Genomic DNA, 14,363 nt, shown 5'->3' with positions numbered 1-14,363 from the left:
TGTTGTCAGGCGTTTGAGTAGTGGTCTCGCAGACCGAGCCAACGGCGAATCAAGGGTTCGACATGACTAGGATGCCTATCCATGAGGAAGCGCGCCATTTTTTGCACCTGTGGAATAAGCGGCTGATCCCGTACCAGATCAGCGATCTTGAGATCGGCCAGACCGGTCTGGCGGGTGCCGAGCAGTTCCCCCGGGCCGCGCAGTTCCAGATCGCGCTGGGCGATGAGAAAGCCATCGTTGGTCTCCCGCAGCACCCCGAGCCGGCTCTGGGCCGTCTTGGACAAGGGGGCATGATAGAGCAGCACGCAGTGAGAGGCCACCGCCCCCCGGCCAACCCGGCCGCGCAGCTGGTGCAGCTGGGCCAGCCCCAGTCGTTCCGGGTTCTCGATGATCATCAGGCTGGCGTTGGGCACATCCACCCCCACCTCGATGACGGTGGTGGCGACCAGCAGTTGCAGTATGCCCGCCTTGAACTCCTCCATCACCCGCTGTTTCTCCACCGGCCGCATCCGGCCGTGCACCAGCCCGATATGCAGACCGGGCAGCAGGTTCTGCAGCTCGGCGGCGGTATCCTCGGCGGCCTGGCACTCCAGCACCTCCGACTCCTCGATCAGGGTGCAGACCCAGTAGGCCTGCTTGCCCTCGGTGCAGGCGAGCTTGACCCGCTCGATCACGTCGCCGCGACGGCTGTCGGGCAGCGCCACCGTGGTGATGGGGGTTCGGCCCGGCGGCAGTTCGTCGATGACCGAGGTGTCGAGGTCGGCATAGGCGGTCATCGCCAGGGTGCGAGGGATGGGGGTGGCGGTCATGATGAGCTGATGGGGATGTACCCCTTCCCGCTCCCCTTTCTCGCGCAGGGCTAGGCGCTGATGCACCCCGAATCTGTGCTGTTCATCGATGATGACCAAGGCGAGGCGCTGGAACACCACCTGCTCCTGAAAGATGGCGTGGGTGCCCACCACCATCTTGACGCTGCCATCGGCGATGGCTGCCAGCGACTCTTCCCGCGCCTTGCCTTTCTGTTTGCCCGCCAGCCAGCCGACTCCGATGCCGAGCGGCTCCAGCCACTTGGCGAAGTTGATGGCGTGCTGTTCTGCCAGCAGCTCGGTCGGTGCCATCAGCCCCACCTGACAGCCGTTGCCGATGGCCTGCAGGGCGGCCAGCGCTGCGACCAGGGTCTTGCCGGATCCCACATCCCCCTGCACCAGCCGCATCATGGGGTGGCTCTGTTGCAGATCCTTACTTATCTCCGCTACTACCCGGCTCTGGGCGCCGGTGGGCTTGAACGGCAGGGCGCCGAGCAGCTGTTCAACCAGCTCGGGCGCTGGTTTGAGGGCGCGGGCCAGCTGGGTTTGTGCCTGAGCGCGCACCTTCAAGACCGAGAGGTTGTGAGCCAGCAGCTCCTCCAGTACCAGTCGCTGCTGGGCCGGATGTTGGCCGCTTTCCAGTAGCGGCAGCGCCACCGAGGGAGGCGGGCGGTGCAGCAATTTCAGGGCGGCGGCCAGCTCAATCTGATGGGGATAGAGGCCAGCGGGCAGCAACTCCTCGACGCCGTAGAGGTCGAGCTGGGCCAGCGCCTGATCGGTGAGGTTGCGCAGGGTGAGCTGGCGCAGCCCTTCGGTGGTCGGGTAGACGGGGGTGAGCGCCTCTTCGGTCTGGCCTACCTGCTCCTCGCCGAGCAGCTTGTACTCGGGGTGAGCCATCTCCAGCCCGTATTTGCCGGGGCGCACCTCGCCAAAACAGCGGATCAGGCGGCCCGCCGCCAGACTGTTTTTCTGGGCGGCGGTGAAGTTGAAGAAGCGCAGGGTGAGGGTGCCGGTACCGTCGCTGATGCGACAGACCATCATGCGGCGGCGCCCCATCACCAGCTGAGTGTCCTGGATTTCGCCCTCGACGGCGCCGTGCAGGCCGGGCGGCAGATCGCCGATGGGCCACACCTGGGTGCGGTCCTCGTAGCGCAGGGGGAGGTGGAACAGCAGGTCCTGTACCGTGGCCAGTCCCAGCCGCTCGAGCTTCTCCTGCATCTTGCTGCCGACACCCTTGAGGCTATCGAGAGGAATTTTATCCAATTTCATCAATTAGATGCCCGAAAACACTGTAAATATGTCCAGATGATAGGGGTTGTTGCGGGGCCGATGCAAGCCGAGTTGCTGCTGGCAGGGTCGCCAAGGCGGGGGGAACGGCGGATATAACAAAGGCCTGCCGAAAACGGGAGGCCTTTGTGCGGCTGCCAACAGGCAAGGTGCGGGCGCATGGCGCCCAAGGTCAGATGATGCGCTTGAGCAGCAGGTGAGCCTTGACCCGGTGGATCCGTCCCAGCAGCTTGCGCACCTGTTCCGGGTAGTCCTGGATCTGTTCCACCTGATCGAAGTGACTGATCCGCTTGGTGTTGGTCAGGATGTTCTCCCGCTCCGCGTTGAACTGGGGACGCAGCAGGTGGCGACGATCGTGCACCAGCAGGCCATTCTCCAGATCCAGCGCCCAGGCGCGGGGGTTGAGGTTGTTGCCGGTGAGCAGGGCCCACTCGTCATCCACGAAGATCCCCTTGAGATGGTAGGAGTTGCGCTCGCAACACCAGAGCATCAGGTTGAGGCGGCCGTCGTCGATGTGACGCTGGTTGCGCTCGGCAAACTTGCGCAGGTTGGTCTCGTAGAGATAGGGCAGGCCACCGATGGTCGAGAACTTCTCTTCCGGTGGAATGAAGAAGTCGTTGGCGGTCTTGTCGCCCACTACGATGGTCACCTTGCAACCGCGCTGCAGCAGATCCTCGATATCCTTGCTCAACTCCTTGGGGGGGTTGAAGTAAGGGGTGCAGATGAAGATCTCCCGCTCGGTGGCGCGCACCAGATTGCGGATCATCAGGTTGAGCTGATTGTTGCGCTTACCCAGACCCACCATGGGGGTGACGGCCACTTCCTGAGTGTTGACCGGCATGGTGCTGAAGCGGTACTGGCTCTGGCGCAGGTTCTGCTTGAAGCGGCGGATCGGCCCCTTCAGCTGTTTGGCGCTGGGGATGTCGCTGTGATCCAGTCGCTGCACCGCGTCGCTCTTCACGAACAGGTCATCCACATAGTTGACCATGCTGCGGGCCAGCTCCGGGCTGGTGATCTGGTGATAGCGATCGAAGCGGTAGCGATCCTGCTGGTGCAGGTAGATGTCGTTGAGGCTGGCGCCGGAGTAGAGCACCACATCATCGAAGATGAAGCCCTTGAGGTGGAGCACGCCGAGCAGCTCGCGCCCCTTGACCGGCACGCCGTAGATTTCGATCTGGTGCTCGTGTTCGGCAGCCATGGCCTGATACATCAGGTGGTTGCCGCCCTGCTTGCCTTTGCCGATCAGGCCGCGCTGGGCACGGTGGAAGTCGACGAACAGCTTGATGTCGAGGGCCGGATTGCGCTGCTTGGCGGCGTAGAGGGCGGAGAGGATCTCCCGGCCCGCTTCGTCATCCTGCAGATAGAGCGCGACCAGATAGATGCGCCGGGTGGCACTGGCGATAAGCGCAAGAATGCGGCGTTTGAAATCCTGGGCGCTGTAGAGCACTTCAAACTGATCCGCTGCGACGGCGATCTGGGGCAGGCGCGCCAGCAGTTGTCGATAATGGGCCGATGAATGCATAGATAAACCTGAAATCACGGGGTTAAGCGTTCCACTCGGAGCGATGAATAGGCGATTCTAGCAATCTCGCCCTCTCAGCCAAAGAAAGAATCATCAGAAAGATGAAAAAGGCCTCACGAGTGAGGCCTTTTTGTCAGCATTTCGCCCTTGTCAGAGGAAGCTGTAGATGATCATCGCCATCACGCCGCCGGTGGTGCCGATGATGGTCTCCATCACGGTCCAGGTCTGCAGAGTCTGCTTCTCGGAGAGGCCGAGGTAGCGGTTGGCCAGCCAGAAACCGGAGTCATTGACGTGGGAGAGCACGATGGCACCGCCGCCGATGGCGATGGTGACGGCCGCCAGCTGGGCACCGTTCAGGCCGAGCGGCTCCAGCATCGGCAGCACCAGACCGCAGGCGGTCAGCATGGCGACGGTGGCAGAGCCCTGAATCACCCGTACCGCAGCGGCCAGAATGAAGGCCAGTGCGACGATAGGCAGACCGGAGTCGGCCAGCATGTTGCCCAGCGCGGCGCCTACGCCGGAATCAACCAGCACCTGCTTGAAGACGCCACCGGCACCGGTCACCAGGATGATGACACCGGCCGGCTGGATGGCGCTGTTGCAGACGCTCATCACCTCGTCACGGGACATGCCACGGCGAATACCCAGCAGATAGAAGGCGGCCAGACAGGCGACCATGATGGCAGTGAAGGGGTGACCGATGAACTCCAGCCAGTTGTGCAGGGTGGAGCCCGCCTCGACGAAACGACCGACGATGGTCTTGAGGCCGATCAGCAGCAGCGGCAGGCCGATGAGGCCCATGGCCAGCCCAAAGGAGGGCAGGGATTTGCTGTCATCGTGGACACTGTTTTGGGCATCGGCAGGCAGCGGCACATCGACGATCTTGCTGATGAAGTCACCGAACAGCGGGCCCGCCAGGATCAGCGCCGGTACGGCAGCGATCAGACCGAACAGGATCATGTAGCCGAAGTCGGCACCCAGTTGAGATGCCACCAGGATCGGGCCCGGCGCCGGAATAAGGAAGGCCTGGCAGGTGGCGATACCGGCCAGCAGGGCGATACCGATCTTCACCACGCTGCCGCCGCCACGACGGACGATGGCGAAGGCGACGCCGATCAGCAGCACCACGGCCACGTCAAAGAACAGCGGCAGGGCGCAGACAAAGCCGGTCAGGGCCATGGCCCAGTTGGCGCGCTTGACGCCAAACTTGCCGAGCAGGGTGTGGGCTACCCGGTCGAGGGCACCGGTCACCTCCATCACCTTGCCGAACATGGCGCCCAGCGCCACCACTACCGCGACGAAACCGAGGGTGCCACCCATCCCTTTCTGGATGGTGTTGGCGATATCGGCCGGGTTCATGCCAGCGGCGAGACCCGCCACCATGGAGACCAGGATCAGGGCTACCACGGCGTGGAGCCGGGCCTTCATCACCAGGAAGAGCAGCAGCACAATCGAGCCGGCGGCTGTCATGATCAGGGAGAGGTCAGACATTGTTATGCGTTCCTTTTTCCAAGTTCAGTCGTGACACCTTGCCGATCCGTCGGCAAACCATATCTTTATGATTTATTTAGATTTATGGCAAGGGCTCAACATCATATGCCCAGGTGACTATGGGTTTGCTCAGTCTGTGGCAGACTTCACATTTTCAATCGTTACCGGTAACATGTTACCGGTAACGTGTTAGATTAGAACCCATCAACAGCTGGTTTTTTGAAAAGTGGGACAGAGGTCAAATTATGGCGGGTAAGTGCATTATCGTGATGGGTGTGTGTGGTAGCGGCAAATCCAGCGTGGGTCTGAAAGTGGCCGAAGCGCTGGGCGCCAAGTTCATCGATGGTGATGACCTGCACCCCAAGGCCAACATCCAGAAGATGGCTGGCGGCAACCCCCTCAACGATGAGGATCGTGCCCCCTGGCTGGAGCGGATCCGCGACGCCGCCTACAGTCTCGAGCAGAAGAACGAGACCGGCATCATTGTCTGTTCCGCCCTCAAAAAGAAGTACCGCGACCAGATCCGCGAAGGCAACGAGTCGGTCAGCTTCATTTTCCTCGATGGCAGCCAGCCGCTGATCCTCGAGCGGATGCGTGCCCGCAAGGGCCACTTCATGCGTGAAAGCATGGTACAAAGTCAGTTCGATACCCTGGAGCGCCCGGATGGCGAAGCCGGTGTATTCCACATTGATATAGACGGCACCTTCGAACAGGTGGTTGACCGCGCCGTCACAGCATTGGAGCAAGCCCAATGATTCATCAGGTAATTTCCGACGTCACCGCCCGCATCCGCGAGCGCAGTGTCGCCCGTCGTCAGGCATTTCTGGCCCGCATCCAGCGTCAGGCAGAGCAGGGCAAGACCCGCGCCGCGCTGGCCTGCGGCAACCTGGCTCACGCCGTGGCCGCCTGCAGCAGTGACGAGAAGGGTCGCATTCTCGATATGACCCGCGCCAACGTCGGCATCGTCACCGCCTACAACGATATGTTGAGCGCCCATCAGCCCTATCAGGGCTATCCGGATCAGATCAAGGCGGTACTGGCCGAGCTGGGCCACAGCGCCCAGGTCGCCGGCGGCGTGCCCGCCATGTGCGACGGCGTGACTCAGGGTCAGCCGGGGATGGACATGTCCCTCTTCTCCCGTGACCTGATCGCCCAGGCGACCGCGCTGTCGCTCTCTCACAACACCTTCGACGCCACTCTGCTGCTCGGCATTTGCGACAAGATCGCTCCGGGCCAGATCATGGGGGCCCTCTCCCACGCTCACCTTCCGACGGCATTTGTGCCTGCCGGCCCCATGGCGAGCGGCATCAGCAATGACGAGAAGGTGAAGGTGCGTCAGAAGTACGCTGCCGGTGAAGTGGGTCGCGATGCCCTGCTGGAGATGGAGTGCGGCGCCTACCACGCGGCAGGCACCTGCACCTTCTACGGCACCGCCAACACCAACCAGCTGGTATTCGAGGCCATGGGCCTGATGCTGCCGGGCTCCGCTTTTGTGCATCCCCATAGCGAGCTGCGCCGCGCCCTGACCGCCGAAGCGGCCCGCCGTATCAGCGCCATGATCCCGGGTTCCCCGGCCTATCGCCCGTTGAGCGAAGTGCTGGACGAGCGTTCATTGGTCAACGGTCTGGTGGCCCTGCTCGCCTCCGGCGGCAGCACCAACCACAGTATCCACATGGTGGCGCTGGCTCGCGCGGCCGGTCTGGTACTGACCTGGGATGACATCAGCGATCTCTCCGACGTAGTGCCGCTCTTGGTTCGCATGTACCCGAACGGCCCGGCCGACGTGAACGCCTTCGAACAGGCAGGCGGCGTGCCCGGCCTGATGCGCCGTCTGGCGCAAGAGGGGCTGATCCACATGGACGCCACTCCGGTCTTTGGCGAGATGCAGGATTACCTCAGCCGTCCGGCACTGGTGGATGGCCAGCTGGTATGGCAGCCGGTGGGCGAGAGCGGCGATGCTAGCGTGTTGTCGCCTTCCGGCAGCGTATTCCAGGCCACTGGCGGCACCAAGCTGCTGGCGGGCAATCTGGGCCGCGCCGTGGTCAAGGTCTCCGCCGTGGCTCCCGAGTATCGGGTGATTGAAGCACCGGCGCGGGTCTTCTCCTCCCAGCATGCGGTGGAAGCAGCCTACAAGGCGGGCGATCTCAATCAGGATGCCGTGATCGTGGTGCGCCACAATGGCCCGGCCGCCAACGGCATGCCGGAGCTGCACAAGCTGATGCCGGTGCTCGGCAACCTGCAGAAGGCGGGTTTCAAGGTGGCGCTGGTCACCGATGGCCGTCTCTCCGGCGCCTCCGGCAAGATCCCGGCCGCCATCCACGTCACCCCGGAAGCGCTGCACGGCGGGGCCATCGGCCTGCTTGCTGACGGCGATCTGCTGCGGGTTGATGCGGTAAACGGCAGCCTCGACTGCCTGACCGATTTGAGTGGCCGTACCCAGGCCGAGATTGACCTCACTCTGGAACAAGAGGGGTGGGGCCGTGAACTGTTCAGCGTGATGCGTCGCGCGGTATCGAGCGCCGAGTGTGGCGCTACCATCTTTGACTAAGGAAGAGCTATGCAGAACTGGAAAGTGACCCCGGCCGAGGTGTTTGCCGCCTCCCCGCTGGTCCCCGTGATGGTTATCAACGAGCTGGATCAGGCCCTGCCGATGGCCAAGGCGCTGCTCGACGGCGGCATCTCTGTCTTCGAAATCACCTTGCGCACCCCGGTGGCGCTCGATGCCATCGCCCTCATCGCCAAGGCGATGCCGGATGCCATGGTCGGTGCCGGTACCGTGCTTAACTGCGAGCAGTTTGACGCCGCCGTCGCTGCCGGTGCCCGCTTCGTCATCTCCCCGGGCATGACCCCGGCCCTGCTGGCCCACGCGGCCAAGAGCACTGCACCGCTGATCCCGGGCGTGGCGACTCCGTCTGAAGTGATGCAGGCGCTGGAAGCAGGCTATGACCACCTGAAGTTCTTCCCGGCCGAAGCGAACGGCGGCACCAAGGCGCTCTCCGCCATTGCCGCCCCACTGCCCCAGGTGAAGTTCTGCCCCACCGGTGGTATCGGCCCGAAAAACGTGGCCGACTATCTGGCGCTCAAGTGCGTTGCCACCGTCGGCGGCTCCTGGATGCTGCCGGCCGATGCGGTCAAGAGCGGCAACTGGGAAGAGGTGACCCGCCTCTCCCGCGAAGCGGTTGAGCTGGTTAAACGCTAAGCCTCCGTTGTGCAGAAAACCAAACAGGCCACCCTCGGGTGGCCTGTTTGTTATCGGCGTGACTTAAGTGGGTGAGGGAAGGGATTAACCCAGACTCTCCCCGACATAGAGGGAGAAGCCGATATCCTTGCGGGTGTCGGATTGGGATTGGCCGTTGAGACGCGCCAGCAGCATGGTGGCTGCCTCCCGGCCGATCGCTTCCCGCGGGGTGGCGATACTGGCCAGCTTGGGGGTCATGGCGTGGCCAATGTCGAGGGCGTTGCAACCGGCGATGGCGATCTGCTGGGGCACCGGGATCCACTTGGCCTGACACTGCAACAGGGCGCCCACCGCCAGGTCATCGTTGGTGCAGAACAGGCCGTCGAGGTCGGGATAGCGTACCAGCGCCTGATCCAGCAGCTCGCCCCCCAGAGTGAAGCTGGAGGATTGTTCGGTCAGCAGATGCTGGCCGGTGAGGCCGAAGTCGGTCATCGCCTGATAGTAACCCTCCATCCGCAGCTGGGTGCGCACGTCGAGCCGTGCCCCCAGATAGACCACCTTGCGTCGGCCCCGGCGCAGCATCTCTGTTACCATGGCCCGGGCGGCGGCTCTATGGTCCATGCCGACCACCATGTCGATGGGGGTTTGCGGCAGATCCATGGTCTCCACCACCGGAATGCCAGCGGTGGCGATCATCTTGCGGGTGCGCTCGGTGTGCTGGCTGTCGGAGAGGATCAGCCCATCCACGTGATAGGAGAGCAGGGATGCGACCTGCTCCTCTTCTCGCTCCGGGCTGTAGCCGTAGTGGGCCAGCAAGGTCTGGTAACCTGCCGGTCGGGTTACCGACTCGATGCCATGGATCACCGCCGAGAAGACCTGGTTGGAGAGGGAGGGGATCAGGATGCCGATCGCCTTGCTGGTCGCGTTGGAGAGAATATCCGGCGCCCGATTGGGGATATAACCCAGCTCTTCCACCACCGCCGCGATCCGCTCGCGGGTCCCCTCCGCTACGGTCTGTGGGTCACGCAGATAGCGGCTGACAGTCATCTTGGTCACGCCGGTCTGGTCGGCGATATCTTGCAGGGTGGGGCGGCGCTTGCGGGTGGGGCTCATAGGGGTGTCCAGCGTGGATGTTACATGTAACATTACCGTTTTTGGCGGATAAAGTCAGCATATGAAGCCGTTTTTGCAGGAGTTTTCCGATGATCAGAGGCAAGCAGTTCGTGGATGTCCGGTTCGAGCAACAGGATGTGGAGGGGGAGCAGTTCTCGGAGTGCCGCTTTATCGGCTGCAACTTCTCCTGGCTGGATTTGAGCGATAGTCGCTTCATCGACTGCAGCTTCTACGATCGGGAGAGTGAACGGGGCTGCCTGTTGCAGGGTTGTGATCTGCGCGAGGCCAGCTTCCTGCGCTGCGATCTCACCATGGCCGATTGCAGCCGCAGCCAGTGTCTGGGGTTGGAGATGCGCGACTGTCAGGCGGTCGGTATCAACTTCAGCCATGCCAGCTTCGCCAACCAGATCACCGCCAAAAGCTACTTCTGCGAGGCCCATCTGACCGGCAACAACTTCAGCTATGCCAGCTTCGAGGGTTGTCTGCTGGAGAAGTGCGAGCTGACCGGCAACCGCTGGCAGGGAGCCAACCTGTTTGGTGCCTCGCTGGCGGGTTCCGATCTCAGCGGCTCCGAGTTTGGCCAGATCGACTGGACCAGCTTCAAGCTGCAGGGCTGCGATCTGCGCCAGTGCGATCTGCCGGGGCTGGATCTGCGCCGGGTCGATCTGCAAGGGGTGCAGATCAACGAGGATCAGCAGCAGACCTTGCTGGAGCAGATCGGTCTGGTTGTCTTCCCCTGAGCCTAGCGAAAAATTAGGTAATTTTTCATCAAATGGGAGCGACAGCGGGTTGCTGTACTCCTGAAACGACAAAAGCCTGCGTGATGCAGGCTTTTGCTAGTGAGCGTGTGATGCATTTGTCGGCCGGGTTGACTCACCCCTTGGCCAGCCATTTGGTCGGGTTGATGGCTTCGCCCTGATAGCGAATTTCGAAGTAGAGGCCCGGTCTGTCCTGACCGCCGCTGTCACCGACCAGTGCCACAGGTTCACCCTGTTCCACATTCTGGCCCACCTGACGCAGCAGCGACTGATTGTGACCGTAGAGGCTCATATAGCCTTTACCGTGGTCGATCACCAGCAGCATGCCGAAACCGTCGAGCCAGTCGGCATAGACCACTTGTCCCGGTGCGACCGCCTTGACCTGGGTTCCTTCGCTGGCGCCGATCAGGGTGCCTTTCCACTTGAGCTGAGCGGTGCGCGGCGAACCGTAGGAGATGAGGATCGGTCCCTGTACCGGCCAGCGCAGGCTGCCATTGGTCTTGAGGCCGCTATAGTGACCGGCACTGCTGATGCCCGAGCCACGCTCCGGTTTGCTGCTGGCCACCTCTTCGACCGGTTCTGCCGGTTTGACGGTTTTGTTCTGCTGGGCGGCGAGTCGCTGCTGCTCGGCGCGGCGCTGTTCGGCCAGCTTGCGCTGACGCTCCTGCTCCGCTTTCAGCTTGGCCAACCGCTCCCGCTCGGCCCGTTCACGGCGCTCCTGCTCTTCTCGCTTGCGGCGCAGCTCCTCCAGCCGGGCTTTCAGCGCTTTCTCCGCCTTGACCAGCTTGGTGAGCTTCTGCTCGTCATCCTGTACCGACTGCTGCAACTGGTTGCGCACCTTGGCCCGGCTCTGCTGGCTGGCCAGCAGGGTCTGGTGATGCTCCTGCTGTTCGGCAAGCAGGGTCTGCAGTCTGGTCTCGGTCTCTTTGGTGGCCTGCTGGTTTTTCGCCAGCTTGTCACGGGTGGCGCGCAGGGCGTCGATGGCGTCGATGCGGGCCTTGTTGAGGTAGTCGTAGTAGTCGAGCGAGCGGCTCAGTTTGGCCGGATCCTGCTGATTGAGCAGCAGTTTGAGGTAGTCGTGGTTGCCCGCTTGAAAGGCGCTCTCCGCCTGTTTGGCCAGCAACTGTTTTTGATGTTTGGCTTGAACTTCCAGCGCCAGCTTGTCTTTTTGCAGGGTCGCCAGCGTCTGCTGGTTCTGCTTCAACTGCTGCCTGGTCTGGTTGAGTTTAGCGGCGGCGGCCGAGATGGCCTGCTCGTCAGCCTTGAGCTGGGTATTGAGCTTGGCAAGCTCCTGCTTGCTGAGCTTGATGGTCTTCTGTTGCTCTTTGATCTGGGACTGCATGGTGCCCAGCTGCTGATTGGCGGCCAAAGCCGGTGTGCTGGCGCCAAATGACAGGCAAAAAAACAGCGCGCCGGCCAACAGGCCGACGCGACTGGTTTTCTGTGAAATAACTTCGCATCCCCGCATGGGGAAGGATTATTTCAGAATCATCAGGGGCTTGCCAGTCATTTCCGGCGGTACCGGCAGACCCATCAGGGTCAGCATGGTGGGGGCCAAATCGGACAGTTTGCCACCTTCAACTACCTCGGCTTTGCGACCGAAATAGATGAGCGGAACCGGCAGATTGGTGTGGGCGGTGTGGGCCTGACCAGTCTCTTCGTCCAGCATCTTCTCGGCGTTGCCGTGGTCGGCAGTGATCAGGCACTCGCCACCCACTTCGGCCAGCGCGTCGGTGACACGACCGATGCTGTGGTCAACGGCTTCACACGCTTTGACGGCGGCATCGAATACACCGGTGTGACCAACCATGTCGCCATTCGGGTAGTTACAGATGATGACGTCGTACTTACCGCTCTTGATGGCTGCAACCAACTTGTCAGTCAGCTCTTCGGAGCTCATTTCCGGCTGCAGGTCATAGGTCGCCACTTTCGGGCTGGCCACGATCTCGCGATCTTCGCCGGTGAAGCAGGACTCTTCGCCACCGTTGAAGAAGAAGGTGACGTGAGCATACTTCTCGGTTTCGGAGATGCGCAGCTGGGTCTTGCCCTGCTTGGCCAGCCACTCACCCAGGGTGTTGACCAGAGCGGTCGGCGGGTAGGCACAGGCAGTTTTGATGTCGGCCGCGTATTCGGTCAGCATCACGAAGTTCAGCTTCGGCTCGACTGCACGGGCGAAGCCGGTGAAGTCGGTGTCAACGAAGGCGCGGGTGATTTCACGGGCACGGTCGGCACGGAAGTTCATGAAAATCAGCGCATCGCCATCTTCCATCGGGGCAGCTTCGCCGATGCGGGTCGCTTTGACGAACTCGTCGTTCTCGTCGCGGGCATAGGCGGCAGCCAGCGCTTCGGTGGCGCTCTCGGCGGTGAACTCGCCCTTGCCCTGGGTCATCAGGTCATAGGCTTGCTGCACGCGATCCCAGCGGTTGTCACGGTCCATGGCGAAGTAACGGCCGATCATGGAGGCGAAACGACCCTTGCCGAGCTTGGCGAACAGGGCATCGAACAGCTCGATGGAGGACTGGGCGGAGCGCGGCGGAACGTCGCGGCCATCCAGGAAGGCGTGCAGGTAGATCTTCTCGGCGCCACGCTTGGCGGCCATTTCGATCATGCCCATGATGTGCTCTTCGTGGCTGTGTACGCCACCCGGGGACATCAGGCCCATGATGTGAACGGCTTTGCCGTTGGTCACGGCAGCGTCAACAGCCTTGGCCAGCTCGACGTTCTGGAAGAATTCGCCGTCCTGGATGTCTTTGGAGATGCGGGTCAGCTCCTGATAGACGATGCGACCGGCACCGATGTTGACGTGGCCTACTTCAGAGTTGCCCATCTGGCCATCCGGCAGACCGACATCCAGACCGGAGCCGGAGATCAGGGTGCTGGTGTAGTCACGGGCCAGACGATCGAGGTTGGGAGTCTTGGCGGCAGCGACGGCGTTGTGCTCTTGCTTGGTGCTGTAGCCCCAACCGTCCATGATGACCAGAACCAAAGGTTTCTTAGCTGTTGACATAAGACTATGTCCTCTCGGATTGGAAAAAATGCGGGAAATGAAACTAGCGTAATATTACTACATCTGCCGAAATAGTCACCTGATAGCCAAGGGGCGCTCCCGTGGCCCCGCAAGCCACGCTCTTCCTGCCATGCTCGCAGCCCAATGATGATGGGAGCCTGCTCGCGCTTTGCCGCCAAGATGGCTGATCTTATCAATACCCCCATGTATACTCGGGCCCTTGTCTTGGTCCCTGGATAGTAGAAGATGCAAGAGTATTTGGATTTTGCGGCCCGTAACCCGCTGCTGACCGCAGCCTGGTTGGGTCTGGCTGGCACCCTGGTTTACACCACTGTGCGTGCCCGTTTGTCCCCGGTAAAAACCGTCAACAACCACACCGCGACCCTGCTGATCAACCGCGAGAATGCCACCGTGGTGGATATTCGCAGTCAGGAAGAGTACGCCAAGGGCCATCTGGCCGGTGCCCAGCACCTGCCGCTGACCCAGATCCAGAGCAATAATCTGGGCCCGGTTGAAAAGCATAAAGATGCCCCAATCATAGTGGTGTGCGAGTCGGGAATGACTGCGGGCGGCGCGGGCCGTCAGCTGAGCAAAGCTGGCTTCAAGCAGGTTTACGTGCTCGGCGGTGGCATGGCCCAATGGCGTGCAGAAAATCTGCCGGTAACCAAGAAACGCTGATTTAAGCAGGGCCTGAGCCCACTTATCCATATAACAAGGAATCAAACGAAATGGCTGACGAGATCAACAACCAGGAAGTACAACCGGAATTCCACATCCAACGTGTTTACACCAAGGATGTCTCTTTCGAAGCGCCGAATACCCCGCACATCTTCCAGAAAGAGTGGCAGCCGGACGTCAAGCTGGATATGGATACCAAGACCAACATCCTGGCTGAGAACGTGTACGAGGTTGTCCTGACCCTGACCGTAACTTGCAAACTGGAAACCGAAACCGCCTTCCTGTGCGAAGTACAGCAAGCTGGTATCTTCACCATCGGTAACCTGCCGGAGCCGCAACTGGCTCACTGCCTGGCTGCCTTCTGCCCGAACATCCTGTTCCCGTATGCCCGCGAAGCCGTGGCCAACATGGTGAGCAAGGGTTCCTTCCCGCAGCTGAACCTGGCACCGGTCAACTTCGATGCCCTGTTTGCCCAGCACATGGCGCAAGCACAGGCCCAGCAGGCGACTGCGGAAGCCTGATA

General features: G+C 61.7%; 12 protein-coding genes. 6 read left to right on the top strand and 6 right to left on the bottom strand.

Annotated features, from left to right (window positions below; genetic code table 11):
• Positions 1 to 5 precede the first annotated feature (5 nt).
• From recG to gntU, 3 genes are all read right to left on the bottom strand, one after another.
• The gene (gene recG / locus OKB77_RS16275) at positions 6 to 2,075 is read right to left on the bottom strand and encodes an ATP-dependent DNA helicase RecG (protein ID WP_270817979.1); all 2,070 of its coding nucleotides are present in this window, start codon (positions 2,073 to 2,075) and stop codon (positions 6 to 8) included.
• Positions 2,076 to 2,265: 190 nt separating this feature from the next.
• Positions 2,266 to 3,615, bottom strand: coding sequence for a CDP-diacylglycerol--serine O-phosphatidyltransferase (gene pssA, locus OKB77_RS16270; protein WP_005342654.1), 1,350 nt, complete (start codon positions 3,613 to 3,615; stop codon positions 2,266 to 2,268).
• Between the two features lie 150 nt (positions 3,616 to 3,765).
• Positions 3,766 to 5,106 carry a gluconate transporter gene (gene gntU, locus OKB77_RS16265; protein ID WP_106844211.1) on the bottom strand — a complete coding sequence of 447 codons (1,341 nt, stop codon included), beginning with the start codon at positions 5,104 to 5,106 and terminating at the stop codon, positions 3,766 to 3,768.
• Positions 5,107 to 5,351: 245 nt separating this feature from the next.
• Here gntU and OKB77_RS16260 point away from each other — a divergent pair, with 245 nt between their 5' ends.
• Genes OKB77_RS16260 through OKB77_RS16250 form a run of 3 tightly spaced genes read left to right on the top strand, consistent with a single transcriptional unit; the run spans position 5,352 to position 8,305 of the window.
• Positions 5,352 to 5,861: a gluconokinase gene (locus OKB77_RS16260; RefSeq protein WP_005340649.1), complete on the top strand. Its 510-nt coding sequence runs from the start codon at positions 5,352 to 5,354 to the stop codon at positions 5,859 to 5,861.
• Positions 5,858 to 7,654: a phosphogluconate dehydratase gene (gene edd / locus OKB77_RS16255; RefSeq protein WP_100644830.1), complete on the top strand. Its 1,797-nt coding sequence runs from the start codon at positions 5,858 to 5,860 to the stop codon at positions 7,652 to 7,654. Before OKB77_RS16260 ends, edd begins: the two co-directional genes overlap by 4 nt.
• Positions 7,655 to 7,663: 9 nt before the next feature.
• Entirely contained in the window at positions 7,664 to 8,305 is a 642-nt protein-coding gene (locus OKB77_RS16250) for a bifunctional 4-hydroxy-2-oxoglutarate aldolase/2-dehydro-3-deoxy-phosphogluconate aldolase (protein ID WP_005342660.1), read from the top strand.
• Positions 8,306 to 8,389: 84 nt separating this feature from the next.
• On the opposite strand, the gene OKB77_RS16245 is transcribed toward OKB77_RS16250, so the two are convergent.
• Positions 8,390 to 9,397 carry a substrate-binding domain-containing protein gene (locus OKB77_RS16245; protein WP_042054228.1) on the bottom strand — a complete coding sequence of 336 codons (1,008 nt, stop codon included), beginning with the start codon at positions 9,395 to 9,397 and terminating at the stop codon, positions 8,390 to 8,392.
• 89 nt (positions 9,398 to 9,486) lie between these two features.
• Between OKB77_RS16245 and OKB77_RS16240 the strand changes: the two genes are divergently transcribed.
• A complete protein-coding gene (locus tag OKB77_RS16240) occupies positions 9,487 to 10,137 on the top strand; it encodes a Qnr family pentapeptide repeat protein (protein WP_005340643.1) in 651 nt (216 codons plus the stop codon).
• A 133-nt stretch (positions 10,138 to 10,270) separates the two neighbouring features.
• Here OKB77_RS16240 and envC read toward each other — a convergent pair whose 3' ends face one another.
• Both envC and gpmM read right to left on the bottom strand, forming a co-directional pair.
• Entirely contained in the window at positions 10,271 to 11,623 is a 1,353-nt protein-coding gene (envC, locus tag OKB77_RS16235; RefSeq protein WP_199415579.1) for a murein hydrolase activator EnvC, read from the bottom strand.
• A gap of 9 nt (positions 11,624 to 11,632) precedes the next feature.
• Positions 11,633 to 13,162: a 2,3-bisphosphoglycerate-independent phosphoglycerate mutase gene (gene gpmM / locus OKB77_RS16230; protein WP_270817978.1), complete on the bottom strand. Its 1,530-nt coding sequence runs from the start codon at positions 13,160 to 13,162 to the stop codon at positions 11,633 to 11,635.
• A gap of 246 nt (positions 13,163 to 13,408) precedes the next feature.
• Here gpmM and OKB77_RS16225 point away from each other — a divergent pair, with 246 nt between their 5' ends.
• Together OKB77_RS16225 and secB are read left to right on the top strand one after the other, a co-directional pair.
• Complete coding sequence (locus tag OKB77_RS16225) at positions 13,409 to 13,840, top strand: rhodanese-like domain-containing protein (RefSeq protein ID WP_005340640.1); 432 nt, start codon at positions 13,409 to 13,411, stop codon at positions 13,838 to 13,840.
• Between the two features lie 50 nt (positions 13,841 to 13,890).
• On the top strand, positions 13,891 to 14,361 hold the full coding sequence (gene secB / locus OKB77_RS16220) for a protein-export chaperone SecB (protein WP_005340639.1): 471 nt from the start codon (positions 13,891 to 13,893) through the stop codon (positions 14,359 to 14,361).
• The last annotated feature ends 2 nt before the right edge of the window (positions 14,362 to 14,363 follow it).

The organism is Aeromonas sp. Y318-3 (genome assembly GCF_027706185.1).
In the GTDB taxonomy this organism is placed as follows: domain Bacteria; phylum Pseudomonadota; class Gammaproteobacteria; order Enterobacterales; family Aeromonadaceae; genus Aeromonas; species Aeromonas veronii.
The sequence above is the reverse complement of the archived record's forward strand: the minus strand, read 5'-3'. Positions and strand labels throughout refer to the sequence as shown.